Genomic DNA, 26,144 nt, shown 5'->3' on the forward strand with positions numbered 1-26,144 from the left:
TTTGCAAATTACTTAGCAACCAACGAAGCCGCCCCAACAGCTAGCTCCAATGATGATTAGAAGGATAAATAAAACGATTAATAAAGCGAAGCCGCCATATCCGCAACCATAGCCACCGCCATATCCGTAACCCATGTGGAAAGCCTCCTTTTAAAAATCAAAATAAATAGAACGTCTCTTAGAGAAATGATGAGGTATCGTGTTTGTAGGAACACTGTATACTATGCTTTGTAAAACTTGTTCGCGTATAGGAGGCAAGCCCGTTTTTTATGACATGTTGTTTTTGAAGATGAATTTACTACGATATATGTGCTATGATACGAATAAGTACACGACTTAAGGAGAATTTATGAAGACGAAAATTGAATCATTAATTGAAAAGTATGAATTAACGCATTTACAACAGGAATTAATGGACACGATATTTCCTTGTATAAAAGTAGTACCGAAACAAAAAGATAAGTTGGAAATTGGGCAGTCTAAAATGGGAGGAGTTCCAGACGTACCTGTTTCATTTGAATATCCAACTTATAAAGGAGAGCCATTGCAATTTATTGCACAGTTTCATGTAACAGATTTAAAACATATAGATTTCAAGCATAATCTACCTCAAACAGGAATGCTCTATTTCTTTCGTTATGAAAATCATTTTATGGAAGAGGGAGATTTCCAAGGAGCGGGACGTGTCCTTTATTATGATGTTTCAGTTGATCAACTGAAAAGAATGGAGCATATGCAAGAGCGATTTACACAATGTGAAATATCATTTGAATCGACCTATAAGTTACCGGAGTTATTTATTGAAGATGAAGGGGATTCCGATCGATTTTTACAGTTACTTGAAGAATTAATTCCAGATCATTATGATAATCATCAAGTGTTTGGTGAACCTTTCTCTGTACAAAATGATGTCCTTCAAGAAGCTGGAGAGTATATTGGGGTAAACCGACATGATATGGTCCTTTTATTCCAAGTAGATTCGGATTATAACAATTGTAATATGATGTGGGGAGATTTAGGAATGCTCTATTTCTGCATTGGAAATGAAGATTTAAAACATCGTCGTTTTGAAAATGCGTGTTGCATATTACAAACATGTTAGTTAAAAAAGCAGTAGTTTACTTTGTTAAAGTATACTATTGCTTTTTTATTTTCATGAAGCATTGAGGGAACTCTTTTTGATAATATTAAGATAGCAATTAATAAATATGCATAATCTCATATTTTATTTTTCGTAAACTATTGTATACTCTATAAATATATGAAAGCTTTGTTGTATATTTTTACATGAGGAGGATTAGCAAAAATGAAAAAGACAAATAAATATATAACAGCTGCTGCACTTTGTTCAACAATTATGATTGGTGGTTTACAAGCCCCTTCGATATCTTATGCAGCATCAAATCAATCCATTGTAGCTCCATCAGCAGAGGTCAAGTTGTTGGAAGATTTTAAAAGAGAGTTAAAACAGAAGATTAATAATCAAGAAGAAAATATTACATTAAAATACAATACGAAAGAAAGCGATGCTCGATCTGTAATGAATATGCTTTATCAAGAATATAATAAAATAGTAGATGCAGATGAGTATGTAAAATACAATATTGCAAGTACAAGATACTCTATACGTGGATTACCAGGAAATTATACGTTTACATTACATATCTCTTATCGTGAGTCAAAGGAACAAACACAATATGTAAAGACGCAAGCAAAAGCAATTGTTAACACAATTATTAAGGCTGGCATGGATGAACATGAAAAGGTGAAAGCGATTCATGATTATGTGGTGAAACATGTTTCTTATGATACTTCTTATCAAGCATATACAGCATATGAAGCTTTAGTAAATCGTTCAGCTGTTTGCCAAGGATATGCACTATTAACGTATCAACTCATGCAGCAAGCGGGTATTCAAACACGTTTTGTCACTGGCAAAGGAAACGGACAAGCTCACGCCTGGAATTTAGTAAAGATTGAGGGGAAATGGTATCATTTAGATACTACGTTTGATGATCCAGTTCCTGATAAAGAAGGACGCGTAACATACTCATATTATAATATGACAGATGAGCAAATGAGCAAAGATCATGAATGGGATCGTAGCAAGTATCCAGCAGCAACTACAAACTACTATAATGAATTAACAAATAAAATAAAAGCAGGTAGTGCAAAAACGGCTGTATATAATCAAATGCTAAAAGATACGAATTTAGTGTATTTATCTACACAATACGGGGCTAATAATTATAATGAATTAAAGCAAAAATTACAGAAAGAATTTGCAGCGAAGCCTCAAAAAGTAGAACTGCGCTATAAACAATCAATGGATGGAACAATGCAAGATATTAACCGAGCATTAAATGAAATTTCCTGGCCGAAAGGTGCAAAGCGCGTTTCTTATCAAGTTGCGCCATATAGTGCGATGGCGGGATATTCATTAGCAACCGTTACATTTACATATTAATGAACGAAGAGCATCTAAAAAGGTGCTCTTTTTATCCCGTTATTTAAGGGGGAGTAAGACTCCTATCTTAAGGTTTCGGAGAAAAGTAAGGGGGATAGGTGGTGGGAGCCTCACTGCCCGTAACAGCCCGATTGGTGAGGAAAAGCGTATGAATACATTTACAGTTCTTTCTGTTATTTCATCAACAACATAATCTTTTAGAAAAGAAAATAGGAGCATTTCGATAAAAAACGAAGCTAAATCATATTAGCTTCGTTTTTTAGAATACTTATTTCCACCAATCATCAAACATAGATGCAGGTACTTGTCTTTTATGTTCACTTGCAAGATAACGCTTTTCAATTTTTTCTGCTACATCTTGAGGAACTGCTTTTCCCTCTAAGTAATCATCCAATTGATCATACGTAATTCCTAATTCTGTTTCATCAGCTTGACCTGGTTTTTCATCTAATAAGTCTGCTGTCGGCATTTTTAAGTAAAGTCGTTTGTCAGCTTCTAATTCTTGTAGTAAAGCACGACCTTGACGTTTTGTTAAGCCTGTTAGCGGTAAAAGATCCGCCCCTCCGTCACCATATTTTGTGAAGAAGCCGGTAACAGCCTCAGCTGCATGATCTGTTCCAATTACAAGCAAACCTTGTTGACCACCAATTGCGTATTGTGCCACCATACGGATACGAGCTTTTACATTGCCTTTATTAAAGTCTGTTAGTGATTCTCCTAATAAGTCTTTATATTGATTTGAAAATGCATCAACAGCTGGAGCGATATCAAAAGAAACAGAGTGATCTGGTTTAATAAATTGAAGGGCAAGTTGTGCATCATCCTCATCTTTTTGCACTTTATATGGAAGGCGTACAGCGATAAACTTTGCATTTCCTCCTTCGTTACGAATTTCTTCTACTGCAAGCTGTGCTAATCGACCTGCTAGTGTCGAATCTTGACCACCACTAATACCAAGTACGAACCCTTTTGCACCTGTTTTTCTCATATAATCTTTTAAGAAATCAATTCGTTTTCGAATTTCTGTTTTTGGATCAATTACAGATTGAACATGTAATGTTTTCATAATTTGCTCTTGTAAAGTCATGATATATCCTCCTATGAGCGATAAATTGTTATGTATAAATTCAATTCATATGTCTCCACTCTTATTATTTCGTAAAACTGCCGAATATACAATAGGACAATGTATGAATAGGAATGTAGCTATTATAAATAAACTCTTTGATTTAATCAATTTTTCTGCAACCTTTCAACAATGTAATGTTTTTGTCATTTGAATCGATGGAATTCAATTCTTTGCTTTATGTATGATAGCAGTATAGTAATCGAAAGGGCGGAGAAATAAGATGAACATTAGGGAATTAGCATTTCGAAATGTAACACGTAATAGAAGGACCTACTCGGCTTATTTTTTAAGTAGTGCATTTGCTATTATGGCTTTTTTTGTTTATTCATTTTTTGCATTTCATCCTGTATTAAGCGCTAGCCAATTAGGGCAATATGTATTTTTCAGTATGTCATTTGCACAATTTATTATTTATGTTTTTACATTTTTCTTTATCTTGTACTCTATGGGAATGTTTTTGAAAACGAGAAAACGAGAATTAGGAATATTGATGATGCTCGGTATGACGAAGTTTGAATTAAGACGACTTATCTTTTTTGAAAATGTTATTCTTGGGATTGCCGCGATTATTACCGGTATTCTTTGCGGAATGCTATTTTCAGGTTTGCTTATTTTCGTAGCGCCGCTATTACTTAAGTTAGACTTGTCTTTGTCATATTATGTACCAATACAGGCTATTGGTGTAACAAGTTTGATGTTTTTAATTTTATTTATTATTATTTCATTTTTTAGTGCTGGGTTGATTCGTAAAAATCAAATTATGAAGTTATTTAGAGGTTCGGTAAAAGCGAAACCCGAACCGAAAGCGTCTATAATTGCTTCATTTTTAGCCATATTGTTACTTAGTGTAGGATATATAGGGGCGTTATCTTCACATGGAGCTATGGTTTTTATTATGTTAGTTCCTGTTACGACGGTTGTTACAATTGGTACATATTTCATGTATAAGCAGCTGAGTGTATTCATAATCCGAAGATGTAAGAAGAACAAACGTTTATATTGGACACGAACAAACATCATAACGCTTTCAGATTTAGCATATCGGATGAGAGATAATGCGCGCATGTTTTTTATTGTTACAATTATTTCGACTGTAGCTTTCTCGGCGATTGGTACTTTAGTTGGTTTTACTTCTATGACTAGAGAAATGATGGAAAAACCAATTGCCTTTCAATATCATTCTGGAACAGGAAACGAAAATGAAACAGAGCATATACAATTGATTGAGAAAATATTAAAGAAATATAATATATCTACTAGCAAAATAGTGATAGCATCGAAAGGAAGTGAAGATCAATCGATGCGCAGTGCGTCCTTTATAAAAAAGTCTGATTATAAGGTGTATGCGAAACTTACAGGTGAACAGGAAGTTGCTTTCAAGCAAAATACAGCACTGTTCTTATCAAATGAAATGCCAGGACCACCGAAAAAAGAAAGAAAAACGATACAATTATCGAACGAAGCACAAGTATTGACAGTAAAAAAAGTGAAGACATCTACTCTTAGTAAAGTACTTCTTCGTGATGTCTATGTCATTTCAGATGTGCAATATAATGCATTACAAAGTGGATTTAAAGAAATGAAAGATTATATGTATGAAACAAAAGAAACGAAAAATGAATTTGAAGCGGGCAAAGAAATAATGGAGCATATAAAACAGTACCAAAAGCATTCACAGTTTCATGCAGCAGAATATAACAACAAGCAAGCGTTACAATTTGCAGGTCCAATTTTATTTGTAGGATTTTTTATTGGAATTGTATTTTTTGTTTGTGCAGGTAGTTTTCTATATTTTCGACTATTCTCTGACCTAGATGATGATTATCGTTTATTTGAATCCATTCGAAAAATAGGGTTAACGAGTGGAGAGTTATCTCACGTCGTCACAATTCGATTGGCTTTATTATTCTTTGTTCCGATTGGTGTAGCAGCGTTACATGGTGGTGTTGCATTAACGGCTTTAGGGCAAATGTTTGACTATTCTTTGCTAAAAGAAAATATAATCGTCTTAAGTATATTTGTAGGAATTCAAATTGTATATTTTATGATGATACGCTGTCGTTATATAAAGCAATTGAAAGAAAGATTAGGAATGAGGTAATAGAGTTCACTTTTGATAAATATTCAATCTAGAAGTTAGATAAGGAAGCGATGAAGACTTCACTGTTCAAAATTTGCTCAGTAAAAAGCTTTTAACAGATGATGTTAGGAGTTTTTTACGTAAGGATTGATAACAATTTCATTATTTTCGTGAAATATATAAAGTTTGAACCTATATAGAGTGATTGCTTTTCTAACATATAAACATGGCTATGAAGTGAAAGATACAGAATACTTCAAAGTATCCAGATACTCTTTTTGGTTTTAAAAACAAGTGTTTATCTGTATATACAAATAGTGTTTGTAGTTTTTGTGAACAATCTTGTTTTTCCTATATATTTGTCCTACACTTTATTTGTTTGCGAAAAAGTAATGTGTATATTTAACAAAGTTATTAATTCGCTTTATTAAATATGATATAAGGAGGGATTGTATGTGGAAATGGTTACAGCGTATAACAGACTTTGCAAGTAGTAAAAAAGGTGCCAAAGTAATTGTTATATCGTGGATTGTGGCTATGCTTGTCTTAACAGGAATTTCAAAACCAGCGAAGAAATATGCAAATAATGTGAGTGGTGATGGGATTCCTGAAAGTGCAGCATCTATACAAGCTGAAAAACAAGTAGAAAAATATTTTCCAAATGACGAAGGATTACCAGCTATTATTATCTTTCATCAAAAAGAAGAAATGAAAGAAGAACAGTTACATAGCATTCAAAAGATAACAAAGCAATTACAGGCTAAAAAAATCGAACATGTTGAAAAAATGATTCCGATTAGTGAAATGCCAGTTCAAATGTTAAACGGTTTTGTATCTGAGGATAAAACAAGTTTTATTCTTCCAGTAACGCTGACAAGTAATTTAGAAGTAGAAGAGATTCATAATACAGTAAAAGAAATGAAAAATGTATTAAAGCAGGAACTTCCTACTAATATGGAAGCAAAAATAACAGGACCTGCGGGGATTGCTGCGGATACATTAGAAATTTTTAAAAACGCCGATATGATTCTGTTGTTCTCGACAATTGGATTAATTTTTGTATTATTAATTGTTATTTACCGTTCTCCTCTTTTAGCAATTATTCCGCTGATTGCAGCAATTATTGTATACCAAGTGATTGACCGAAGTCTCGGTTTATTTGGTAAATGGGGACTTGAAATCAAATCGCAATCATTGTCTATTATGTCAATCTTATTATTTGCCGCATTAACAGATTATGCTCTATTCATTTTTGCACGTTATAAGGAAGAATTGCAAAAACGAGAAGATAAATATGAAAGTATGAAACAAGCGATGCGAAAAGTAGGGGAACCAATCTTCTTTAGTGGGAGTACTGTGCTTGCTTCCATGTTCATGCTCTTTTTTGCAGTATATAACGGTTACCGTAACTTTGCACCACTATTTTCTGTTGCACTTGTTGTCATTATTTTAGGCGGAATTACATTACTTCCTGCTTTGTTTACATTATTTGGAAGGAAAGCGTTTTGGCCTTTTATACCAAAGGTTGGACAGCAGAAAGAAAAACATGTCATTTGGAGAAAAGTGAGCCATATTGTAGTAAGAAAGCCGTACATAGTTGGAGGAGCAGTTGCTCTTTTTTTAGTCGTATGTTCATTGAATCTATTTCAAATGCAGTACTCTTTTAACTTATTAAAGTCCTTTCCGGAAAATTTACAATCAAGACAAGGATATGAGTTAATTGAACAGAAATATTCTCCTGGTCAGTTAGCTCCTATTACGGTTGTAATGTCAAAGGAAGAAAAGTTAACTGATGAGGAAATTGTACAGTTTGTGAGAAAATTAACGGTACAAAAAGGAGTAGAAGGGGTAAATCCTTCTCTTGAGGCGATTCAAAAGAATACAAATCAATTGCGATCTAAAGATGGAAAAGCAGCTAAAGTGCAACTGATTTTAAAAGATCAACCATATTCACTACAGGCCATGGATACCATTCAATTTCTGCAACAGAAGGAAAATGAGTTTGTGAAGAATGGTCATGTTTACTTTTCTGGTGAGACGGCGAAGCAAGCTGATTTGTACCAGATTAATAATCACGATACAACATGCATTGTTGTGCTTATATCTATATTGATATTGATTTTGCTAGGTATGCAAACCAAATCATTGATTGCGCCAATCTATATGATTGGAACAATTCTACTCTCATATTGTGCGGCATTAGGCCTGAGTATGTTCCTGTTTGAACATATATTTGGATACAAGGACATGAGTTATCGCATTCCATTATATACGTTTGTATTCCTTGTGGCACTTGGAGTGGATTATAATATTATGCTCGTTTCTCGCATTAAAGAAGAAGCTGCAAAACATCCTCTGCCGGTTGCAATTGAGAATGGATTAACTGCAACAGGTGGTGTTATTTCTTCTGCTGGTATCATATTAGCAGCAACGTTTGCCGTATTAACGACCCAGCCATTATTAGAACTATTTATGTTTGGATTTGTTGTGGCACTTGGAGTTATTATTGATACATTTCTTGTGCGGACACTACTTGTTCCGGCAATTATGCTTGTCTTAAAGAAATGGAGCTTATGGCCGCAAAAGATGAAGTAGCAGTTGTTTTGTACTTGAGAAATATTTTGAAGCAGGAATTTTTAAATAGGAGCAAGAATTTTTATCTATAAGTGTAAGCATATTTGCTAGGGACATCATACACTTTTAGGAGGGATTCAGATGAGCAGTAGTACAGCGAATAAGCAAAAAGGAATTCGATTAATTCCATTTACAGTAAACAAGGTGGTTGAACAAGCAAACGAAATTCCACCAGGTGTACAACTGATTCACGCTCCTGAGATTTGGGAAAAAAGTGAAAAAGGAAACGATATTGTTGTAGCAGTATTAGATACAGGTTGTGATGTCAACCATGTAGATTTAAAGGATAGAATTATTGGTGGAAGAAACTTTACAGAGGATTATGGAAATGATCCAAATAATTATCTTGATAATAATGGGCATGGTACCCATGTTGCTGGAACAATTGCAGCAACAGAAAATGATATTGGAGTTTTAGGCGTTGCACCACGGGCTAAATTATTAGTATTAAAAGTATTGGCAGGGGACGGATCAGGAAACTATCAACATATTATCGATGCGATTGACTATGCTGTAAGCTGGAGAGGGTTGAATCAAGAACGAGTAAGAATTATTTCCATGTCACTTGGTGGACCAGAAGATGTACCAGAATTACATGAAGTGATTCAAAAGGCTGTCAAACAAGACGTGCTAGTTGTATGTGCCGCTGGAAATAATGGTGATTGCAATGACGAAACAGAAGAGTTGGATTTTCCAGGTGCTTATTCAGAAGTGATCGAAGTAGGAGCAGTGAATTTAGAAAGAAAGTTAGCTTGCTTCAGTAATTCGAATCAAGAAATTGACTTAGTAGCACCAGGTGAAGAAATTCTTTCTACGTATCCAGGAGGAAAGTATGCTGTATTGAGCGGGACATCTATGGCGACTCCACACATTTCCGGAGCATTAGCACTTCTAATTAAGCAATGTGAAAGAGAATATGGAAGAAGGCTTTCAGAACCAGAAATTTATGCACAGCTTATTAAGCGCACAGTGCCATTAGGATATGAGCGAACATCCGAAGGGAATGGATTGATAGATTTAATAAAAGAAGAGAATGAGAAACAAAAAGCTACATCACATAATAAATAATAATTATATTATGTAAACAAAAAGCGCTGCTTTAACAAAATGTTAAAACAGCGCTTTTCGCTTTGTTTGAATAGTTGCAGCATTTTCATCGGGAATTCCTGCGTCTTCAATAATTCGTTTTTTTGCTTTATTTAATAGGTGATTTACTACTTCGCCAAAATGGTCAGCTTCGCGTTTTGTGCGGGCTTCTCGTAAACATTTATAGTTTTCTATTAGTTCCTCTTTTTCGGAGTCTGTTAAGAAATCTTCTACTTTCTTTTTTGGCATAAGAAACACCCTTTCTTCTGACAGACAGTTCAGTTTATAAATATTTATTACATATTATAACAGTAATCTTTATCGGAAGTATAGATTATCGTCGTAATAATTTGTCAATTTCTTGAATTTTCTCATCAGCTTTACTAATTTGCATATTCTTCGCTTGTTCCCCACCTAGTGCTTGATGAAGTAAAAAGGTTTGTCCTGAAATAGCAGTGACAATGGCTACTTTAATAATTTCTTTTATTGTAGTTGCATCAAATAATACAAGTCCAAGAAGCGCAGCAAGACTGCCGGCTAATATATCAGTGAAAAATCCAAGATGAAAAAAGGTTTTTAAACGGCGTGGAAGCAATAACTTACCTTGGTTATTGATTAGATGGGAAACGAAGCCAGTTATGCCACCAATGAGAAGAGCAGTTAGCCATTGATACATTTCCATCAAATCCACTCCTTTTAGTGAATAAGATTCGGTTTTTATATGCGGATACCTTTTTCAATTTTATATAAGCATATTGAGAAAATTTGTTTTGATTATACATTTGTTCAGTTGTCATGAAAAATCTATTATACGAATTCGTTTTTCATGACAAATATTTTAAAATGATATCAGAAAATTATGTTAATTCAAGTGGCTTTTTTTAAAAGAAATACATATAATAAAGATAATGAAAATAAGAACAGGGTGATGTATTATGGCGATGATTATAAAGGGAAATGTAAACGCAAATATAAAGATGTAGAAGAGATTGCGCAAGGTTGTCGTTTCCGTAATTGTAAACATGAAACTGAACCAGGGTGCACGGTGCAAAGGGCGATTGATGAAGGATTTATTCATGAAGAACGCTTGCGAAACTATAAGAAATTGCCTATACGATGAGAAAACAAAATGTAGTACTTGCTCGAGCTGAACGTATGAAGTGGAAAAAAGCTACAAAAAAACATAAAAAAATATAAAAAACCAAAGGGAATTCTTTGGTTTTTTTGATTGTAAATTTTATAATAATAAGTATCCTTATATATAGACAAAGAGAAACTATTTGTTTAAAATTTACAACGTGTTTGCATCTGTCATAAAGGTAGTGATTCAAATGATTTACCTTTTTTAGTTTTTAATCTTAATGTTTAAATATTCATATAATAGGGGATGGTATTATGAATCAGTTTATAAGATGGTTTCAAAATATGAAAGTGGCAAAAAAAATAATGATTTCATTTTTTATTATATTAATTGCTGCTATTTCAATTATTGGTGGGATATCATATCAAACTGCGAAGAAAAACTTTGAATCGCAAATTATGAATGGTGCAAATGAAAATATTCGGATATTAGATAATCTCATTAATCAAGTGATTGAAAAAAAGTTTAATGATGTAAATAGTTTTGCAAGAATCACGAAAAGTGACTTTTACACAGGGGAAAATCATGATGAATTAAAGAAAATGTTATCTCAATATGTAGTGCTAAATCCGGAAGTTGAAAAGATATATATTGCAGGGGCTGACAAGACATTTGTGCAGGAACCTGTTATGCAAATGCCGGCAGATTATGATCCGACAACGCGGCCTTGGTATAAGGATGCAATCAGTAAAAATGGTGGCGTACTTATAACCGAGCCATATAAAGCAAAGGGAAATGGTCATATTGTAGTAACAATCGCAAAACAAATGGATGATAAAAATGGCGTCGTTGCTTTAGATTTAAGTCTTGACAATTTATTAAAAACAACAAAATTAATTAACATTGGAAAAAAAGGATATGCTTTTATTTTAGATCGCAATCAAAAAATCATCGCTCATCCAGAGGAGAAATCAGGTGAAAAAGCTGCAGATTCTTGGGCGAAACGACTATATCAAGAAAACCATGGTACGTTTACTTACTCTTATGGAAATAGTGAAAAGAGAATGGTATTTGCTACAAATTTAAAAACAGGTTGGAAAATTGGTGGAACAATGTATAGTAGTGAAATAATTGAAGCAGCTCAACCTGTATTTTATAATACGTTACTTATTATGGTAATTTCCTTACTTTTAGGAGGTACAATCATTTATTTTGTAACCCTTTCTATCACAAAACCTTTAAAAAGGTTAGTGACTACTGCACATCAAATTAGTGAGGGAGACTTAACGCAAACGATTGAAATTTATTCGCAAGATGAAATTGGTCAACTTGCAAAAGGTTTTAATAACATGACACAATCATTGCGTACATTAATTAGTCGAATTAATACTTCAGCAGGGCACGTTGCTGCAGCATCTGAAGAATTGACTGCAAGTGTAAAGCAGGCTAGTGAGGCAACAGAACAGATCACGACGGCAATGGAGCAAGTTTCAAGTGGGGCAAGAGAGCAAACGTCTAGCGTTGAAAGTGGTGCGGTATTATTACATAATGTAACAGAAGGGATTCAGCATGTGGCAAATAGCTCATCGGCAATCGCCAACTCGTCTTCTTATACTCGTGAAAAAGCAGAAAATGGCGGGGAGTTAGTTGGAAAAACAGTAAATCAAATGAATTCGATAGTAAAATCTGTCTCTCAATCAGATGCTGTTATTCAATTATTAAATGATAAATCAAAACAAATTGGTGAAATATTAGAAGTGATACAAAATATCGCGGATCAAACAAATTTATTAGCTTTAAATGCTGCTATTGAAGCTGCGCGAGCAGGGGAGCATGGCAAGGGATTTGCCATTGTTGCAGATGAAGTAAGGAAACTTGCAGAGCAATCTAGCATATCATCAAACGAAATTGGAAAGCTAGTAAGTGAAATACAAGAAGATATGAGCAAGACAGTCAAATCGATGAATCATGTGAATGAAGAAGTTCAGTTAGGTCTTGTAGTTGCGAATGAGACAAAACAAAATTTTGCAGAAATATTGTATTCTACAAATGAGATTGCTAAGCAAATTGAGAGTATGGTAGAAACGGCAAATGAAATGTCAAAAGGTGCAAATGAAGTTTCTATTTCAGTTGGTGAAATTGCAAGGACAGCACAAAATAATGCAACAAGTACACAAAATATTGCTGCATCCACTGAAGAGCAATTAGCTTCTATGGAAGAAATCGGATCGGCTGCTGGGACATTGTCACAAATGGCTGAAGAATTACAAGTTTTAATTGAAAAATTTAAGATATAAATCACAAGGAGACTGTCTGTAGGGTAACTGAATTGTTACGAAGGCAGCTCCTTTATATGTATTCCGCTATTTTAGGACAGTAATATCCCGATTGGTGAGGGCTCATAATCAGTGAGGGAAGAAGAAAACCCTCACTGATTAAAATTTCACTTTATCGAACTCTCCATGTTAAGGTTGACAGTGAAATAAGAAAAACATCTATGAAAGTTTTGTTTTATTTGTCGAAAGATAAAGGGATTTGTTATATGCTTGTATAAATATTATAAAGTAGACTACATAAAAAGGAGAACATTATGGGAATGTATTGGGGAACGAAAAGGCATTCTTGGCTTAGCTATGTTTCGTTTTGGTTAAGTATTTCATTTTTTCTTATTTTTTTAGTTGAAGTGTTTATATTTCAAACACTTTTTAATAGTTCGAATAGCATAGTGAAAATTGTGAAGTATTTTTATTTTATTGGCGTACCACTAAATGTGATTCTTAGTTTAAGATTGTTATTTAAGAAAAATGAAAAGAAAACGTTACCGATTATTAGCTTTATTGTTTCTTTATTGTTTGCAAGTTTGATCGCGGTGTTAGCTTTAGCGGCGACAGGAAAAGTATTTTAGTAAAAAGCAGGAATGTGAGCATTCCTGCTTTTTATATTGCTGGTTTATTTTAGTAAGATCTCTACTTCAAAGTTAAGTGAATACAGAGGATATTTTTGTATATGAGAACCACGTTGTACAAAGCAAATGAATGCAGGAATAGAGTCGATATATGATACAATGAATATAGTAGATAGAAAGGGTATAATATAATACTCATGTTGTTTAGTAAGAGAGGGGTTATCTTATGCTATACGAGGATTTAGTTGGATTATTTCAAGTTGCTCCAATAGAAGAGAAAAAAGGTGGCTGGAAATATATAATCCAAGAACAAAATGGAAAATATTTAATTGGTAATGATACTACAGCAGCACATATGAGTGTGGAATTATATTTTAATGAATATGATGAAATAAGGCTGACTTTATATAAAGATGGAAATTCTATAGCAACAATGCAACGAATAGCAATTGTAAAAATAGAAATAGAAGAAGATAAAGATGCGATTCAATTCGTATTAGAGCGTATGCCAAGCCGTATGATTCGTTTGCAGTTATGCCCATATTTAGCGATAGAGATGGGACCGTATTGGGAAGTGTGTGAAGATTGCGAATGAAAAGAAGTATCCGTATAAGGATACTTCCTTCTATGTTTTTTGAAGTTGTTTACATGCAATAATTGGAAGTATTATGATGCTAACCCATCCGATAATTGGATATAAAATGTGCAGAAGTTCACTGTATCCAATATAGCTGAAAGAGTAGCTAATTAGCAAAATAAAGTAGACAATATAATTGCTTTTCCATCCTGTGATCGATTGCATTTGTTTTGTCATTCCAAAGATGTTTCCAACTAAAGTCGTAAATACTTCACCAAAAATAATGAGAACGAAGAAAAAGTGGAAGGTTGCATTAAAGCGTCGGACAACTTCTGCCATTGGAATATTGTATTGATAAAACTGTTCAACAGATAAAATGGCTAAATGACTACATAGTAGGATAAAGCAAAGTCCTGCTCCACCTAGGATTCCCCCCCATATAATTGCTTTACGCTCTTTTACTTCACTTGCTAATGGTACGAGAACACTTTGGGCGAGTGAAAGGTTGAGGGCAACATATGTAATAGGGCTTGTAACCCATTTTATATTCCAATTTTCCGCAGGAACAGCGTTATAGATAGGTGTTGCACCATGGAGCAAAGTGGTGATAGCAAGTCCAATAATAAAAATCATCATAATGGGTACGACTAGAGTATTTACTTCGAAAACCCCTTGTAGCCCACGGCTGCCGATAATGAGGCAAGCGATCACTGTAATAAAAATACCAAGTTGTCTTGGAAGGCGGAGTTGTTCTTCAAATACGGCCCCTGCGCCTGATAGCATAACACTTGTAACTCCAAATAGTACAAGTAGCAATAATGTATTTACAACATTCCCAAATACATCCCCAAATAAGTATTTATTAAATTCTTGTGCAGAAAATGCACCAATTTGCGAGGAAAGTAACATCATTTTTGTCCCTAGCCAAATAAAGAAAAATCCACTTATACATATTCCAATTGTTCCATATATTCCATTGATGGTAAAAAACTCGACAATCTCTCTTCCAGTTGCAAAACCGGCTCCGACGACAGTCCCAATATAAGTAGCAGCCACTTTTTTTGCTACTTGCCATTGCTGATTATTCATGTCATCCCTCTTTCTACTATGATGAACGTATCTTATTACTATGCATATGTAAGTGCTCGGACAATTAGACATGCGAAGTGATAGAAAGAGCATATAAATTTTAGGCAACAACACTCTACCTCAAAATTTAGAGAGGGAAACTTTATTGCCCGTAACAGCCTAATTGGTGAGGGGGAAGAGGATCCCCCACTGATTAAAGTTTCACTTTATCGGTTTGGTGCACTATGAAAGTTGTTAAAAATTTGTTACATATCAGCTTATGATTTGGAAGGAAAGGAAAAGTATGGTACAATAAAAGAGGATTATTAAGAGAGAATAATTCTAAAATTGTAAGAGGAGTGGATTGGATGAGTACGAAAGCAAATGTTGTCGAAGTATTGAACAAACAAGTAGCAAACTGGAATGTATTATATGTGAAACTTCATAATTACCACTGGTATGTGACAGGACCACACTTCTTTACATTACATGAGAAATTTGAAGAGCTTTATACAGAAGCTGCTACATATATTGATGAATTAGCAGAACGTATTTTAGCATTAGGTGGAAAACCGTTAGCAACAATGAAAGAATATTTAGAAACATCAACAGTACATGAAGGAACAAGTAAAGAAGCAGCGGAAGAAATGGTACAAGTATTAGTAAATGATTTCTCTGCTATTATTCAAGAGTTAAAAGAAGGTATGGAAGTGGCAGAACAAGCTGGAGATGAAACATCTGCTGACATGTTATTAGCAATTCATACAACATTAGAACAACATGTTTGGATGTTGAGTGCGTTCTTAAAATAAGATATAGTAATTAAATTATGATTTACCCTCACAAAAAACCTATTGAAAAAATCTTTCAATAGGTTTTTTTAATTTTTCTGATTTCTCTTTATGGTATAATATAGTAAAAAGGAGGCGATGCAATGTTTCGCTTTTTCAAAAGTGGAAAAGAGGAGAGGCCAATTACAAAAGACGAGCTAGAACAAGCGATGGCAAAGTTTTTAGAGACTAATACAAATATTGTGTATACAGTATTAGTTAATGATGACTATACAGTGAATTATGATTTATTAAAACCCTATTTACAAGCTTTTCCAACAAATAAGTTTCTTATTACAAAGGAAACGCTAGAGGTATTTGAACATACAGACGAAAATTTAGAACTTGTAAAAGAGATTGATCTTGTACAAAAAGCAGTGGATCAATATGTAACAGAGAAAGAAACATTCCCTATTGTAGAAGACAATGAAGATCGTCTTATATGTGGCATAAAATTAGCACCATATTTAGATCGTATATTAAAAAGGGATTTATATATATCAGAGAAACATTATTTAGTTTCCAGTAAACCGGATAAAAAGAAGATTGTGTAAGTTGAAAACAACAATATATACATTGTTGTCTTTTTTTGTTTTAAAACTATTTTTTCTGCGTATTGTAATCTTTCCTATGATAGAAAAGGAAAAAGAACATCACTTGAAATGATGTTCTCTGCTTTTAATGAGAAATTCCACGTTCATAATGGTTCATTTCTACTAAGTTTAAAATGTAATCGTAGTTATCGATTTCCATTTTTATTTGATTTCGTTCTTCTTCTGTTAGTCTTACACTTGTAAGCTGTCTACATAACTGCTGTTTTTTTAGTTCTAATTGTTTTTTCGTTGCATGATAGTCGTAAGTATGTTTCATTTTTTATCAATCCTTTCCTTACATTCCTATCCTACACCTTTATTATATGTGGAAATAAAAGGATTGAGAGCAATGCTGTTTGTATTTTTTGTGAATCTTCTTATGTGTATATATATTGCATGAAAATAATTTAGAATTATTTGAAATATATTTAAAATGAGAAAAATATTTGCTTATATTTAGAATGAATATTATATTATATATAAAATAAATGCTAAGGAGTGTTGAAAATGAATCCATTGTTACTTGATTTTCCCTCGGAATTTTATACAGATAGATTATATATTCGAATGCCTAAACCTGGAGACGGGGCAGTGGTCTATGAAGCAATTCAAGCATCAATACAAGAGTTAAAATCTTGGATGGTTTTTGCACAAAAGGAACAAACGAGAGAAGAAGTAGAGGCTAGTATAAGAAAATCACATATTCAATTTTTACAGCGAGAAGATTTAAGATTGTTAGTCTTTTTAAGAGAAACTGGTGAATTTGTTGCTTCTACTGGATTGCACCGGATTAAGTGGGAAATACCACAGTTTGAAATTGGATATTGGATTGATACACGTTTGAGTGGGAAAGGTTATATGGCCGAGGCGGTAAAAGGAATTACCGATTATGCTTTTTCTGAACTGAAAGCAAACAGGTTAGAAATTCGTTGTGATCCCACAAATAGGAAAAGTAGAGCGATACCTGAGAAGCTAGGTTTTAAATTAGAAGGAATTTTAGAAAATAGTAGTGTAGCAGTAGATGGAAATGGATTAAGGGATACATGTGTGTTTGCGATGACGAGAAATAGATATGAGAAAGAAAAGTGATAGAGTCACAGACCTTCTTTTATTTATAAGAAAATGAAACCAGTTGAATATTGTTTTAAAACATTTGCCTCATGATTTTCACCCATCCTAAATAGGAAAAACCTAAAATAATTGCCCATAAAAATGCAAGACGAGCACTACGAGGAATGGACAACCAAATTTTGAATAATTTCCATAAATAATCATTCTTTTGTTTGTTCAAAATCTCACCTCCTTATGATATAGATTGTAGCATAAAAGTGGGATATGGTACGCTACTCTGTATATAAGGATTTTATATACAATATATATTTTTTCTGTATAGTATAATGTATATAGAGACAGCTATAAGGAGATGTAAGTAATGATTCCAGTAACAATTTTAACTGGTTTTCTTGGTTCCGGGAAAACGACATTGCTAAATAGAATCCTATCGGAAGACCATGGGAAAAAATTAGCGGTTATTGTAAATGAAATAGGACAAATTGGCATCGATAATCAATTGGTTATGAATGTTGAAGAAGAAATTATGGAAATGACAAATGGTTGTTTATGTTGTACAGTTCGTGAAGATTTGCTTGTCGCATTAAAACAACTATTGGATGTAAAAGCAGAAGGAAAAATGGATTTTGATGGTTTAGTGATTGAAACAACTGGGCTTGCAAATCCAGGTCCTATTATTCAAACGTTCTTTTTAGACCCAGTCATTCAATCATCATATAAAGTTGATGGTGTTGTGACAGTGATCGATAGTTATCATATTCATAAACATTTTGAAAAAGGACTGGAAGCAAAAGAACAAATTGCCTTTGCAGATGTTGTATTAGTGAATAAATTAGATTTAATTGGAGAAGCAGAAAAAGAAGCACTTCTTATTGAATTACAAGGGATGAATCCAACAGCAAAATTAATCCCAACGACAAATTGTGAAGTGGATATTCCAGCTTTACTCGAAATTCAAACGTTTAAAACGCGTGATACATTAGAAATTTATCCTCATACAGAGCACCATCATTTAGAAGGGATAAAATCATTTGTATTACGTGAAGAAAAGCCTCTTGATTTACAAAAGTTAAACGAATGGATGTCAGCTGTTGTTCAGGAGCTAGGGGAGTATTTATATCGTTATAAAGGAATTTTGTCTATTGATGGGGTAAATCGACGAATTGTATTCCAAGGTGTACATACCCTATTTGCTGCTTCCTATGATCGAGAATGGCAAGAAGGAGAAAAACGAATAAGCGAAGTCGTTTTCATAGGAAAAGACCTTAATAAAGAGTGGTTTCAGGAACATTTTAAAGAATGTATGAAATAAGCCTGCAGATTTTTTGCAGGTTTATTTTTTATAGAAATGATACGAGATTGTAAGACCGAGAAATATAGGGGAAAGATTATCTGCTAAAAATAGTGCAAAAATAAATTGTGCATAAAACAAAGTAAGAAACCTTATATATTAAAGGGTTTCTTATTTTTTTTGGCTCTTTTGAAGGGGCATAAATAATGAATTTGAAAATATGTTAAAAGATCAATATAAAATTATATTAATCATTCCGAAAATTGTGCATATATATTATAATTTTGTCAAGGAGGAGGAAAAGAATGGAAAAGGAAGAGGCGCAAGTAAGTTATATTTTAGATGATAGTGTGCGGTTTTGTGTTCGAAGTGTAAAAATTGATTTGTGGTTAAAGTATCGCGATAGTCAAAGTGAAATAAAACAACATGCAGTAATTGTGCTGAAAAATTACAAAAATAATAGAGAGATAATTCATCCGATCACCCAATTTATATTTGAAAAATGGAAATTTAGAAAGTATAACACACAAAAAAAACATGCGGATAATCTTGTTAAATTTTTAAATTGGATACTTGTTATCAAAAAAAGGGTATATAAGATTTATTCTTTGAGGGATATAACAACTTTACATGGTAGTGCTTTTCTAAATGAATTAACAAGGCAACAAAAAACTAGAGGAACTGTTCAAAGCGCGGAAAGGACACTAACGGAATTTTATTATTATTTAGCGAAAAAATGGATAGGCTACACTGAACTAGACAAAAAAATTAAGGTCAAGTAGACTACAACTAATATATTTGAGGAGAATCTACTATGACGAAAAATAAAAGAGAAAGAAGAACCTTTACAGCGGAATTTAAACACCAAATGGTTCAACTGTATCAAAATGGTAAACCAAGGAAAGACATCATTAAGGAATACGAACTAACACCATCATCATTGGATCGGTGGATCAATCAAAATCATACGTCTGGCTCATTTAAAGAGAAAGATAATAAGACGGCTGAACAACTAGAATTAGAAGCGTTGAGAAAACAAACAGCTTCTTATGGAAAATGATATTTTAAAGCAAGCGGCGCTGATACTAGGACGAAAGTAAAAGTAGTGAAGAATAACCTACATAAATACTCGATATCAGCAATGTGCAATGTCCTACAATTATCAAGGGCAACGTATTATTATGAAGCCAAACAGGCACAAGATATAAGAGATGAATTGTCGCCACTCGTGAAAGAAATCTTCCGAGAGAGCCGTCAGAACTATGGAACACGAAAGATAAAAGTAGAACTAAAAAAGTTAGGGTATGTGGTTTCGCGCCGCCGTATTGGACGGATTATGAAGAATCAAGGTTTCGTATCTAACTATACGATTGCACAATTTAAGCCGAAGAAAGCGAACTGTAACGAAGAAAAAATTTCAAACGTGCTCGATCGTCAGTTTAATCAGAAAGAAGAGTTGGCTGTAGTCGTAAGTGATTTAACATACGTCCTTGTAAACAAAAAGTGGAATTACGTATGTTTATTAGTTGATCTCTTTAATCGAGAAATCATAGGACATAGCGCAGATCAAAAGAAAGATGCCGAGCTTGTTTCGCAAGCTTTCGCAGCGGTGAAAACAAACTTAAATCGGATTACCTTATTTCATACAGATCGAGGAAATGAGTTTAAAAATAAGCTGATTCATGACACGTTAGAGACCTTCAAAATCAAGCGTTCATTAAGTACAAAAGGTTGTCCATACGATAATGCCGTAGCGGAAGCAACCTACAAAATCTTTAAAACAGAGTTCGTTCGCGGTCGTCATTTCGCAAATTTAGAAGAATTGACTTTAGAATTGAACGACTACGTAAACTGGTTTAATCATGTTAGAATCCATGGAACGCTAGGCTATTTGAGCCCTGTTCAGTACAGACAGGAACACCTTAAAAAAATTGTCTAGTTTCGTGTTGACATACCATAGTCTACAATTAAGGATTATAACATGGTAACTTGTTTTTGTAGACTATGATTTGCGTTTTTGGTCAGGAATGAGTTGTAAATTGTCAATTGAAAATAAAAACTTCTATAAAGGTAGAGGGTATAATGGAGAAAAATGAAGGGGGAGAAGTGATGTATAAATTAAGATATAAACGTTCAGATAATCAAATTGAGCTAGTTACAGAACAGGGGAGGCGAAAAAATTTAACTAATTGTATTTCTTCAAAACCTAAAACATCTCCTGGGGGATTAAAGGCAATTTATTTGGCGCCTTTTGAATGGGAAACATTGTGTAGTTTGTATTTAGTGGATTTATGTACAGGAAAAAAACAGCGAATCATAGGTCCTGTAGATGAAAAATATATACCGAAGGATGCGGTTTGGATTAGTGACACGAAAATAGCTCTTATTATTGGTGATGTTTATGGGACAATTAGTGATGGAGGAGATGTGTATGTATACAATTTTATAGACGACCAATTATGTAAATTAACGAGTTGGAATCAGTGGAAACAAGCCGTAAAGCTAGAATATATAGAAGGTACCTTGTATTATGAGTATATTGAATATATAGGAGATGATATTGGTGAAGAAAAAGAATTCATAAGATTGTTAAATATATAATCTATATTTAACAATCTTATAAAGGGGATTATTGGGAATAGCCATTGTTAATTGTAGATTTAAAATGAAATGATTAAAAGGAACAGACCGATTTACGGAATCCATCTGTTCAAAATCAGAAAAAGTTCATTAATAAATTGTTTGGAGTAACAGAATAAAATGCTGCTAGAAATATATGTACTATATTATCTTTTATTTTATTTTTGCACTATAAAGCATAATTTATTCTGTTATACTGTGATTAGTTTAGTAGATTCTTTTAGAAGTTATAGATTATCTCTAGAAAGTAAAGTATTATAATGAATTCCCACCTAAAATTAACTAATGGTAATGTTTTTGATCTTTTCATAACAAAAACATTTTAGTAAGTGATCATTTACTAAACCAACAGCTTGCATATAGGCATAACAAGTTGTTGAGCCTACAAAAGTAAATCCTCTATCTTTAAGTTCTTTACTCATCTTTGTTGATATTTTTGTTTCGGTTGGCACTTCATTTATTGATTTCCACTCATTATGGATAGGCCTTCCATCTACAAAACCCCAAATAAAATTAGAAAAATCTTCTCCTTTTTCAAGCATGTTGATATAAGCATGAGAATTCTTAATTATAGATTCAATTTTTAAACGATAACGAATGATACCTTCATCTTTTAATAATTTTAGGATTTTCTTTTCATCGTATCTGATAATTTTAATAGGGTCAAAGTTATCAAATGCTTGATTATATGTAATTCTTCTTTTTAAAATAGTAGACCAAGATAGTCCTGCTTGCTGACCTTCTAAGTTTAGCATTTCAAAAAGTCTATTTGAATCCATTGTAGGATAGCCCCACTCATTATCATGATAGTTCCTATAAAGAGAATCTTTTAAGCTTTGCCAATCACATCTTTGCATGGATATACCCCCTTGTTAAAAAAGTAATGAATATATTCGTTTCTAGAAATAATTATTAATAATGAGATGAAGTATTTATTTCAGTAATTTTTATTTTTGTCAGATTTGCAAACTCTTGTTTGTTGACGATTTCAAAAAGATTCAATGCCTTAGAATAAAAATCTAGGGCCTGTTTAACCTCCTTCTTTTTAGAATAAATAAACCCTTTTTGATAATAAAGTTCCCCTAACAAAAAGCTAGTATGATTATCTAAGCAATTTTCAATTCCCAAATTACAATATTTAAGTGCAACATCATCATTATTCTGTATTATAAAAGGCTTACTTATATTGTAACAAAGTTTTGAGTAAATTTTAGGATCTGAATTGCAATTTAATCCATAGTAATGTTTAAAGGCAATTTTTAATGTATTGATTGCCTCTGTGTAGTTTCCAGATTCAGATTTTATTACTGCTAAACTATTTAGAATATTTATGTCTTGGATGGAATGTTTAAACGATTGTTTTATTTTTAATGATCCTTCCAATGATGTTATCGATTTTTCCAAATCATCAAACAAGTAGTATTCGATAATTCCTGTATGCCAAAGAAAAAACTGTTTTTCTTCTAGTGATTGAAAGGCAGAGTGACTTTTGTACTTTTTGATTATTTTATAAACAGCTTTATAGTCTTTTTTATGTATACATTTTCTAATTTCTGACTTTACATTGTATATAAAATCGTAGTGCTTTTTAGTAATTTGGTTGAAAAAATAGTTAGGTTCTAATCCTAATCTGTAAGAAATCATAATAAGTGTATAAATACTAGGTAATATTCTCCCGTTTTCGATTTTGCTAATTTCAGCTTGACTACAAATTCCTTTACAGAGTTCTTTTTGACTAACACCAACCTTCTGTCTTAGATCCCTTATCAGTAATCCAAGATTTTCTGATAAAAATTCCATAATATCCCTCCCTATAATTATTTTACTACTACTTTATAAAATTTGGAGAAATTTTAAGTAATTTAAAGGAAATTGAAGGATTAAGTTTATTTTTTTGTGTTTTTAAAGGGGGAATATTTAGAATTTTCGTGTTATTTTTTCGAGGGGGGGAATAAGATGAAAAAAATTATAATTTTTTGTTGTTTGTTGGCTAATTTTGTTGTTTTGAGTGGTGAGCTTTCTGGAGTAAACCAGAATGACATCAATAAACCACAATATAATGATTTGCCTTATGAACATTGATTATGCTTAAATTTATATTCGCTTTACTAATCATTGTTGTTATGGCTCGATTGGTTGGTTTTTTAGCACTATGTATTGGCCAACCTAGAGTAGTTGGTGAAATGGTTGCTGGCATTATATTAGGACCATCTATTCTAGGTTCCTTGGTTCCATTAATTAACGAAACGTTTAATAGTATGTCGGATGTACTATATTTGCTAAGTCAACTAGGATTAGCTCTATACATGTTTGTTGTTGGTTTAGAGTTGGATCATAAGGTTTTTGTTAAAAAAAACATCATAAATTCAGGTTTCTTAGCGATATCAGGTATATTACCCACATTTCTGTTGGTCTTTGGAACATCAATGATTTTATACGATCACTTTAATTTAATTAAGATTGACAGGGTTGATTTTTCAATATTTATGGCATCAGGATTTTCGTTAACCGCATTTCCAATGTTAGCAAGGATTTTACAAGAGAGAAATTTAAGTACCAAACGTTTTGGGGTTATATCTTTGTTGGCAGCCAGTATTGACGATATTGTTGCATGGATACTATTGGCAGTTGTAACAATTATTATACAAGCTGGAGATTTAAGAAGCTGTTTGTATATACTTTTTAAGCTATCAATATTTATGGCATTTTCGTTGTGTATTTTAAAACCAGTAGTTTATAAATTGATCTTAAAGAATGAGGAAAATATACAATCTAAATTTACCATTGGATTAGTTGTATTTTTATTATGTGTTTTCTCTACTGAATATATTGGTATACATGCAGTGTTTGGTGGTTTTATTGCGGGTTTGATTATTCCGAAGAAGGAATCAGTTTCACTGGAAATAAAAGAGAAACTAGAGGATTTTGTGATTATCTTTTTGGTCCCAATATTTTTCATGTACACAGGGTTGCAAACAAGACTAGATATTTTTAGTAGCGTTTCAATATTAGGTCCATTAGTAATTTATCTTATAGTAGCTACAATTGGTAAATATGTTGCATGTACGATTGCTACAAGAATATTAGGTTTTTCATGGCGGGACGCTTCTGCGGTTGGAGCATTGATGAATGCAAGGGGTTTAATGATACTCATGTTTGGAAATATAGGAATTACATCGGGATTAATGACTACTGAGATATTCTCAATAATTGTAGTAACAGCCATAGTGACTACAGCAAGCACATATCCAATTTTTAATTTGTCTTACCCTTTAGAACAAAAGAAGATATTAATTCGTAATTATTACAAAAGGAAAAAAGAGATTAGTTAGGAGAGATAGAATGAATAATTTGTATACTAAGTTATTTCCGTTAACTCACCATTTTTATCCCTTACAACAATATACAAAGGATGAAGGGAATGGTTTTGAAGCGTTTATTTCTGAACTCAAATCAAAAAAACAAGAAAGAACAGAAAATTTGTTGTATGTGCATATACCATATTGTGAACAACATTGTTTATTTTGTCCATTTCATGTTCGAGTAAATCGTAAAGATAAAATCTATGATGAATATGTTAAAGTGATGGTTGAAGAAATGGAATTAATGTCAGGGTTTCAGTATATACAAGATATGACAATTGATGCAGTATATATTGGTGGTGGATCTCCGTCTTTACTGTCTTTAGAGAGTGTCAAGCTGCTGTTAAATTCCTTAGAAAAATATTTTAATATATCGAAGGAGTGCGAATGGACTTTTGAAGGGGAGCCTAATTCCTTATCAGATTTAGAACTACTCCATTTTCTTGATGAATTTGGTGTACAGAGAATTAGCTATGGAGTACAAACCTTTGATCAACAACTGAGGGAAAAATTAAATATCGGCGCTACACTAGAAGATGTAATTAGATGTACTGAGAAAGCAAAAAAATTTAGTTTTAAAGATATTAATATTGACATGATGTATCATATGCCAGGACATACAATGAGGGATCTTGAGGCTGACATAAGTGCAATTGACAAGTATGGTTTTGATAGTGTCGATTATTATTATTTATCATATTATGGATTTCCAAAGAAAGTCTTCTTAGACATGGAAAAGGGATTGTTCCCCAAGAGACCGCCTGAATCATTAAGGCATGAAATGAACAAGTATATTCAAAATAAAATGCAAGACTTAGATTATGATCATGTAACAGATCATGTTTTTTCTAAGTTATCGAAATCGTCAGATTATTATAGGTTGCTTTGGGGCGGTGGTGATGGTGAGTATCGCTCAGAAACACTAGCTATTGGTAGTTCAGCGCGGGGCTATATTAACGGATATAGCTATGCAAATACGACAGATCCAAAAAAGTATATGCAAGAAGTTAGAAATGGTGAAATTCCTTTATTTAAAGTATCAAGCAAGTTAAGTGAACCGGAGAATAGAGGTTTTGTATTTTTTCCTAAGTTTTTCAAAATTGAAAAATGGCGAGTCCAGCCAAAATCTAGATATGAAGATTTCTTTCAGATACTAATTAAAAATGGATTAATGGAAGAAGGGAAAGATTACTATTACTTAACCAGTGAAGGGAAAGATTGGATTCCTAATATAACAAATGATTTGTTAACTGATGATCAAGCTGCTGTAGTAAATGAATGGCTGAAACAATTAGACAATCATTATGCTAATAAAGTGACTTTATAGAGC

At 32.9% G+C, this 26,144-nt stretch carries 26 protein-coding genes and 3 pseudogenes; 20 read left to right on the top strand and 9 right to left on the bottom strand.

Features of this window, described 5'->3' with window-relative positions:
• Window positions 1-12: 12 nt before the first annotated feature.
• Complete coding sequence (locus MR058_RS14500; protein WP_041809642.1) at window positions 13-135, bottom strand: YjcZ family sporulation protein; 123 nt, start codon at window positions 133-135, stop codon at window positions 13-15.
• Between the two features lie 214 nt (window positions 136-349).
• On the opposite strand from MR058_RS14500, the gene MR058_RS14505 reads away from it, so the two are divergent.
• Both MR058_RS14505 and MR058_RS14510 read left to right on the top strand, forming a co-directional pair.
• The gene (locus MR058_RS14505) at window positions 350-1,102 is read left to right on the top strand and encodes a YwqG family protein (protein WP_242144663.1); all 753 of its coding nucleotides are present in this window, start codon (window positions 350-352) and stop codon (window positions 1,100-1,102) included.
• Window positions 1,103-1,306: 204 nt separating this feature from the next.
• Entirely contained in the window at window positions 1,307-2,467 is a 1,161-nt protein-coding gene (locus MR058_RS14510; protein ID WP_242144664.1) for a transglutaminase domain-containing protein, read from the top strand.
• Between the two features lie 268 nt (window positions 2,468-2,735).
• Here the strand turns inward: MR058_RS14510 and nadE are convergent, their stop codons facing one another.
• Window positions 2,736-3,554, bottom strand: coding sequence for an ammonia-dependent NAD(+) synthetase (gene nadE / locus MR058_RS14515; RefSeq protein ID WP_242144665.1), 819 nt, complete (start codon window positions 3,552-3,554; stop codon window positions 2,736-2,738).
• Between the two features lie 262 nt (window positions 3,555-3,816).
• On the opposite strand from nadE, the gene MR058_RS14520 reads away from it, so the two are divergent.
• From MR058_RS14520 to MR058_RS14530, 3 genes are all read left to right on the top strand, one after another.
• Window positions 3,817-5,697 (top strand): ABC transporter permease, encoded by a 1,881-nt coding sequence (locus MR058_RS14520; RefSeq protein WP_242144666.1) that lies wholly within the window; start codon window positions 3,817-3,819, stop codon window positions 5,695-5,697.
• Between the two features lie 432 nt (window positions 5,698-6,129).
• A complete protein-coding gene (locus tag MR058_RS14525; RefSeq protein ID WP_242144667.1) occupies window positions 6,130-8,271 on the top strand; it encodes an MMPL family transporter in 2,142 nt (713 codons plus the stop codon).
• Window positions 8,272-8,391: 120 nt separating this feature from the next.
• Window positions 8,392-9,378, top strand: a complete 987-nt coding sequence (locus MR058_RS14530) for a S8 family peptidase (protein WP_242144668.1) — start codon at window positions 8,392-8,394, stop codon at window positions 9,376-9,378.
• Between the two features lie 42 nt (window positions 9,379-9,420).
• Here the strand turns inward: MR058_RS14530 and MR058_RS14535 are convergent, their stop codons facing one another.
• Complete coding sequence (locus MR058_RS14535; protein ID WP_242144669.1) at window positions 9,421-9,645, bottom strand: hypothetical protein; 225 nt, start codon at window positions 9,643-9,645, stop codon at window positions 9,421-9,423.
• An 85-nt stretch (window positions 9,646-9,730) separates the two neighbouring features.
• Window positions 9,731-10,078: a DUF4257 domain-containing protein gene (locus MR058_RS14540; RefSeq protein ID WP_242144670.1), complete on the bottom strand. Its 348-nt coding sequence runs from the start codon at window positions 10,076-10,078 to the stop codon at window positions 9,731-9,733.
• Between the two features lie 288 nt (window positions 10,079-10,366).
• On the opposite strand from MR058_RS14540, the pseudogene MR058_RS14545 reads away from it, so the two are divergent.
• From MR058_RS14545 to MR058_RS14560, 5 genes and pseudogenes are all read left to right on the top strand, one after another.
• A pseudogene (locus MR058_RS14545) lies at window positions 10,367-10,593 on the top strand (ribosome small subunit-dependent GTPase A); the annotation flags it as partial.
• A 342-nt stretch (window positions 10,594-10,935) separates the two neighbouring features.
• Window positions 10,936-11,832 (top strand): annotated as a pseudogene (locus MR058_RS23690) (HAMP domain-containing protein); the annotation flags it as partial.
• Between the two features lie 123 nt (window positions 11,833-11,955).
• Window positions 11,956-12,774: a methyl-accepting chemotaxis protein gene (locus MR058_RS23695; RefSeq protein WP_396021848.1), complete on the top strand. Its 819-nt coding sequence runs from the start codon at window positions 11,956-11,958 to the stop codon at window positions 12,772-12,774.
• Between the two features lie 293 nt (window positions 12,775-13,067).
• Window positions 13,068-13,382: a hypothetical protein gene (locus tag MR058_RS14555; RefSeq protein ID WP_242144672.1), complete on the top strand. Its 315-nt coding sequence runs from the start codon at window positions 13,068-13,070 to the stop codon at window positions 13,380-13,382.
• 226 nt (window positions 13,383-13,608) lie between these two features.
• Entirely contained in the window at window positions 13,609-13,977 is a 369-nt protein-coding gene (locus tag MR058_RS14560) for a DUF3979 family protein (RefSeq protein ID WP_242144673.1), read from the top strand.
• Between the two features lie 30 nt (window positions 13,978-14,007).
• Here MR058_RS14560 and MR058_RS14565 read toward each other — a convergent pair whose 3' ends face one another.
• Window positions 14,008-15,048 (bottom strand): YkvI family membrane protein, encoded by a 1,041-nt coding sequence (locus tag MR058_RS14565; protein ID WP_242144674.1) that lies wholly within the window; start codon window positions 15,046-15,048, stop codon window positions 14,008-14,010.
• 347 nt (window positions 15,049-15,395) lie between these two features.
• Between MR058_RS14565 and MR058_RS14570 the strand changes: the two genes are divergently transcribed.
• Both MR058_RS14570 and MR058_RS14575 read left to right on the top strand, forming a co-directional pair.
• Window positions 15,396-15,839, top strand: a complete 444-nt coding sequence (locus MR058_RS14570) for a Dps family protein (protein ID WP_242144675.1) — start codon at window positions 15,396-15,398, stop codon at window positions 15,837-15,839.
• 122 nt (window positions 15,840-15,961) lie between these two features.
• Complete coding sequence (locus MR058_RS14575; RefSeq protein ID WP_242144676.1) at window positions 15,962-16,411, top strand: DUF3939 domain-containing protein; 450 nt, start codon at window positions 15,962-15,964, stop codon at window positions 16,409-16,411.
• Window positions 16,412-16,535: 124 nt separating this feature from the next.
• Here MR058_RS14575 and MR058_RS14580 read toward each other — a convergent pair whose 3' ends face one another.
• The gene (locus tag MR058_RS14580; RefSeq protein ID WP_242144677.1) at window positions 16,536-16,727 is read right to left on the bottom strand and encodes a DUF3896 family protein; all 192 of its coding nucleotides are present in this window, start codon (window positions 16,725-16,727) and stop codon (window positions 16,536-16,538) included.
• Window positions 16,728-16,957: 230 nt separating this feature from the next.
• Here MR058_RS14580 and MR058_RS14585 point away from each other — a divergent pair, with 230 nt between their 5' ends.
• On the top strand, window positions 16,958-17,539 hold the full coding sequence (locus MR058_RS14585) for a GNAT family N-acetyltransferase (RefSeq protein WP_242144678.1): 582 nt from the start codon (window positions 16,958-16,960) through the stop codon (window positions 17,537-17,539).
• A 55-nt stretch (window positions 17,540-17,594) separates the two neighbouring features.
• On the opposite strand, the gene MR058_RS14590 is transcribed toward MR058_RS14585, so the two are convergent.
• Entirely contained in the window at window positions 17,595-17,741 is a 147-nt protein-coding gene (locus MR058_RS14590; RefSeq protein ID WP_242144679.1) for a hypothetical protein, read from the bottom strand.
• 141 nt (window positions 17,742-17,882) lie between these two features.
• On the opposite strand from MR058_RS14590, the gene MR058_RS14595 reads away from it, so the two are divergent.
• From MR058_RS14595 to MR058_RS14610, 4 genes and pseudogenes are all read left to right on the top strand, one after another.
• Complete coding sequence (locus tag MR058_RS14595; RefSeq protein ID WP_242144680.1) at window positions 17,883-18,833, top strand: CobW family GTP-binding protein; 951 nt, start codon at window positions 17,883-17,885, stop codon at window positions 18,831-18,833.
• A 284-nt stretch (window positions 18,834-19,117) separates the two neighbouring features.
• Complete coding sequence (locus MR058_RS14600) at window positions 19,118-19,594, top strand: hypothetical protein (RefSeq protein ID WP_242144681.1); 477 nt, start codon at window positions 19,118-19,120, stop codon at window positions 19,592-19,594.
• Window positions 19,595-19,626: 32 nt separating this feature from the next.
• Window positions 19,627-20,751, top strand: a pseudogene (locus tag MR058_RS14605) (IS3 family transposase).
• A gap of 143 nt (window positions 20,752-20,894) precedes the next feature.
• Window positions 20,895-21,413, top strand: a complete 519-nt coding sequence (locus tag MR058_RS14610; protein WP_242144682.1) for a DUF4652 domain-containing protein — start codon at window positions 20,895-20,897, stop codon at window positions 21,411-21,413.
• Window positions 21,414-21,730: 317 nt separating this feature from the next.
• Here MR058_RS14610 and MR058_RS14615 read toward each other — a convergent pair whose 3' ends face one another.
• Both MR058_RS14615 and MR058_RS14620 read right to left on the bottom strand, forming a co-directional pair.
• On the bottom strand, window positions 21,731-22,309 hold the full coding sequence (locus MR058_RS14615; protein WP_242144683.1) for a DNA-3-methyladenine glycosylase I: 579 nt from the start codon (window positions 22,307-22,309) through the stop codon (window positions 21,731-21,733).
• 55 nt (window positions 22,310-22,364) lie between these two features.
• Window positions 22,365-23,252, bottom strand: coding sequence for a helix-turn-helix domain-containing protein (locus tag MR058_RS14620; protein ID WP_242144684.1), 888 nt, complete (start codon window positions 23,250-23,252; stop codon window positions 22,365-22,367).
• A gap of 156 nt (window positions 23,253-23,408) precedes the next feature.
• Here MR058_RS14620 and MR058_RS23325 point away from each other — a divergent pair, with 156 nt between their 5' ends.
• Genes MR058_RS23325 through MR058_RS14630 form a run of 3 tightly spaced genes read left to right on the top strand, consistent with a single transcriptional unit; the run spans window position 23,409 to window position 26,141 of the window.
• Window positions 23,409-23,534: a hypothetical protein gene (locus MR058_RS23325; RefSeq protein ID WP_277926575.1), complete on the top strand. Its 126-nt coding sequence runs from the start codon at window positions 23,409-23,411 to the stop codon at window positions 23,532-23,534.
• A 41-nt stretch (window positions 23,535-23,575) separates the two neighbouring features.
• A complete protein-coding gene (locus MR058_RS14625) occupies window positions 23,576-24,784 on the top strand; it encodes a cation:proton antiporter (RefSeq protein WP_242144685.1) in 1,209 nt (402 codons plus the stop codon).
• A gap of 10 nt (window positions 24,785-24,794) precedes the next feature.
• Complete coding sequence (locus MR058_RS14630) at window positions 24,795-26,141, top strand: coproporphyrinogen-III oxidase family protein (RefSeq protein WP_242144686.1); 1,347 nt, start codon at window positions 24,795-24,797, stop codon at window positions 26,139-26,141.
• The last annotated feature ends 3 nt before the right edge of the window (window positions 26,142-26,144 follow it).

Source organism: Bacillus cereus group sp. BfR-BA-01430, from assembly GCF_022663115.1.
GTDB classification, from domain to species: Bacteria; Bacillota; Bacilli; order Bacillales; family Bacillaceae_G; genus Bacillus_A; species Bacillus_A cereus_BD.

What these genes read in the sequence shown, in the direction of transcription:
- MR058_RS14500 (WP_041809642.1), bottom strand. Translation starts at nt 135, where the DNA reads ATGGGTTACGGATATGGCGGTGGCTATGGTTGCGGATATGGCGGCTTC.
- MR058_RS14505 (WP_242144663.1), top strand. Translation starts at nt 350, where the DNA reads ATGAAGACGAAAATTGAATCATTAATTGAAAAGTATGAATTAACGCAT.
- MR058_RS14510 (WP_242144664.1), top strand. Translation starts at nt 1,307, where the DNA reads ATGAAAAAGACAAATAAATATATAACAGCTGCTGCACTTTGTTCAACA.
- nadE (WP_242144665.1), bottom strand. Translation starts at nt 3,554, where the DNA reads ATGACTTTACAAGAGCAAATTATGAAAACATTACATGTTCAATCTGTA.
- MR058_RS14520 (WP_242144666.1), top strand. Translation starts at nt 3,817, where the DNA reads ATGAACATTAGGGAATTAGCATTTCGAAATGTAACACGTAATAGAAGG.
- MR058_RS14525 (WP_242144667.1), top strand. Translation starts at nt 6,130, where the DNA reads ATGTGGAAATGGTTACAGCGTATAACAGACTTTGCAAGTAGTAAAAAA.
- MR058_RS14530 (WP_242144668.1), top strand. Translation starts at nt 8,392, where the DNA reads ATGAGCAGTAGTACAGCGAATAAGCAAAAAGGAATTCGATTAATTCCA.
- MR058_RS14535 (WP_242144669.1), bottom strand. Translation starts at nt 9,645, where the DNA reads ATGCCAAAAAAGAAAGTAGAAGATTTCTTAACAGACTCCGAAAAAGAG.
- MR058_RS14540 (WP_242144670.1), bottom strand. Translation starts at nt 10,078, where the DNA reads ATGGAAATGTATCAATGGCTAACTGCTCTTCTCATTGGTGGCATAACT.
- MR058_RS23695 (WP_396021848.1), top strand. Translation starts at nt 11,956, where the DNA reads ATGGAGCAAGTTTCAAGTGGGGCAAGAGAGCAAACGTCTAGCGTTGAA.
- MR058_RS14555 (WP_242144672.1), top strand. Translation starts at nt 13,068, where the DNA reads ATGGGAATGTATTGGGGAACGAAAAGGCATTCTTGGCTTAGCTATGTT.
- MR058_RS14560 (WP_242144673.1), top strand. Translation starts at nt 13,609, where the DNA reads ATGCTATACGAGGATTTAGTTGGATTATTTCAAGTTGCTCCAATAGAA.
- MR058_RS14565 (WP_242144674.1), bottom strand. Translation starts at nt 15,048, where the DNA reads ATGAATAATCAGCAATGGCAAGTAGCAAAAAAAGTGGCTGCTACTTAT.
- MR058_RS14570 (WP_242144675.1), top strand. Translation starts at nt 15,396, where the DNA reads ATGAGTACGAAAGCAAATGTTGTCGAAGTATTGAACAAACAAGTAGCA.
- MR058_RS14575 (WP_242144676.1), top strand. Translation starts at nt 15,962, where the DNA reads ATGTTTCGCTTTTTCAAAAGTGGAAAAGAGGAGAGGCCAATTACAAAA.
- MR058_RS14580 (WP_242144677.1), bottom strand. Translation starts at nt 16,727, where the DNA reads ATGAAACATACTTACGACTATCATGCAACGAAAAAACAATTAGAACTA.
- MR058_RS14585 (WP_242144678.1), top strand. Translation starts at nt 16,958, where the DNA reads ATGAATCCATTGTTACTTGATTTTCCCTCGGAATTTTATACAGATAGA.
- MR058_RS14595 (WP_242144680.1), top strand. Translation starts at nt 17,883, where the DNA reads ATGATTCCAGTAACAATTTTAACTGGTTTTCTTGGTTCCGGGAAAACG.
- MR058_RS14600 (WP_242144681.1), top strand. Translation starts at nt 19,118, where the DNA reads ATGGAAAAGGAAGAGGCGCAAGTAAGTTATATTTTAGATGATAGTGTG.
- MR058_RS14610 (WP_242144682.1), top strand. Translation starts at nt 20,895, where the DNA reads ATGGAGAAAAATGAAGGGGGAGAAGTGATGTATAAATTAAGATATAAA.
- MR058_RS14615 (WP_242144683.1), bottom strand. Translation starts at nt 22,309, where the DNA reads ATGCAAAGATGTGATTGGCAAAGCTTAAAAGATTCTCTTTATAGGAAC.
- MR058_RS14620 (WP_242144684.1), bottom strand. Translation starts at nt 23,252, where the DNA reads ATGGAATTTTTATCAGAAAATCTTGGATTACTGATAAGGGATCTAAGA.
- MR058_RS23325 (WP_277926575.1), top strand. Translation starts at nt 23,409, where the DNA reads ATGAAAAAAATTATAATTTTTTGTTGTTTGTTGGCTAATTTTGTTGTT.
- MR058_RS14625 (WP_242144685.1), top strand. Translation starts at nt 23,576, where the DNA reads ATGGCTCGATTGGTTGGTTTTTTAGCACTATGTATTGGCCAACCTAGA.
- MR058_RS14630 (WP_242144686.1), top strand. Translation starts at nt 24,795, where the DNA reads ATGAATAATTTGTATACTAAGTTATTTCCGTTAACTCACCATTTTTAT.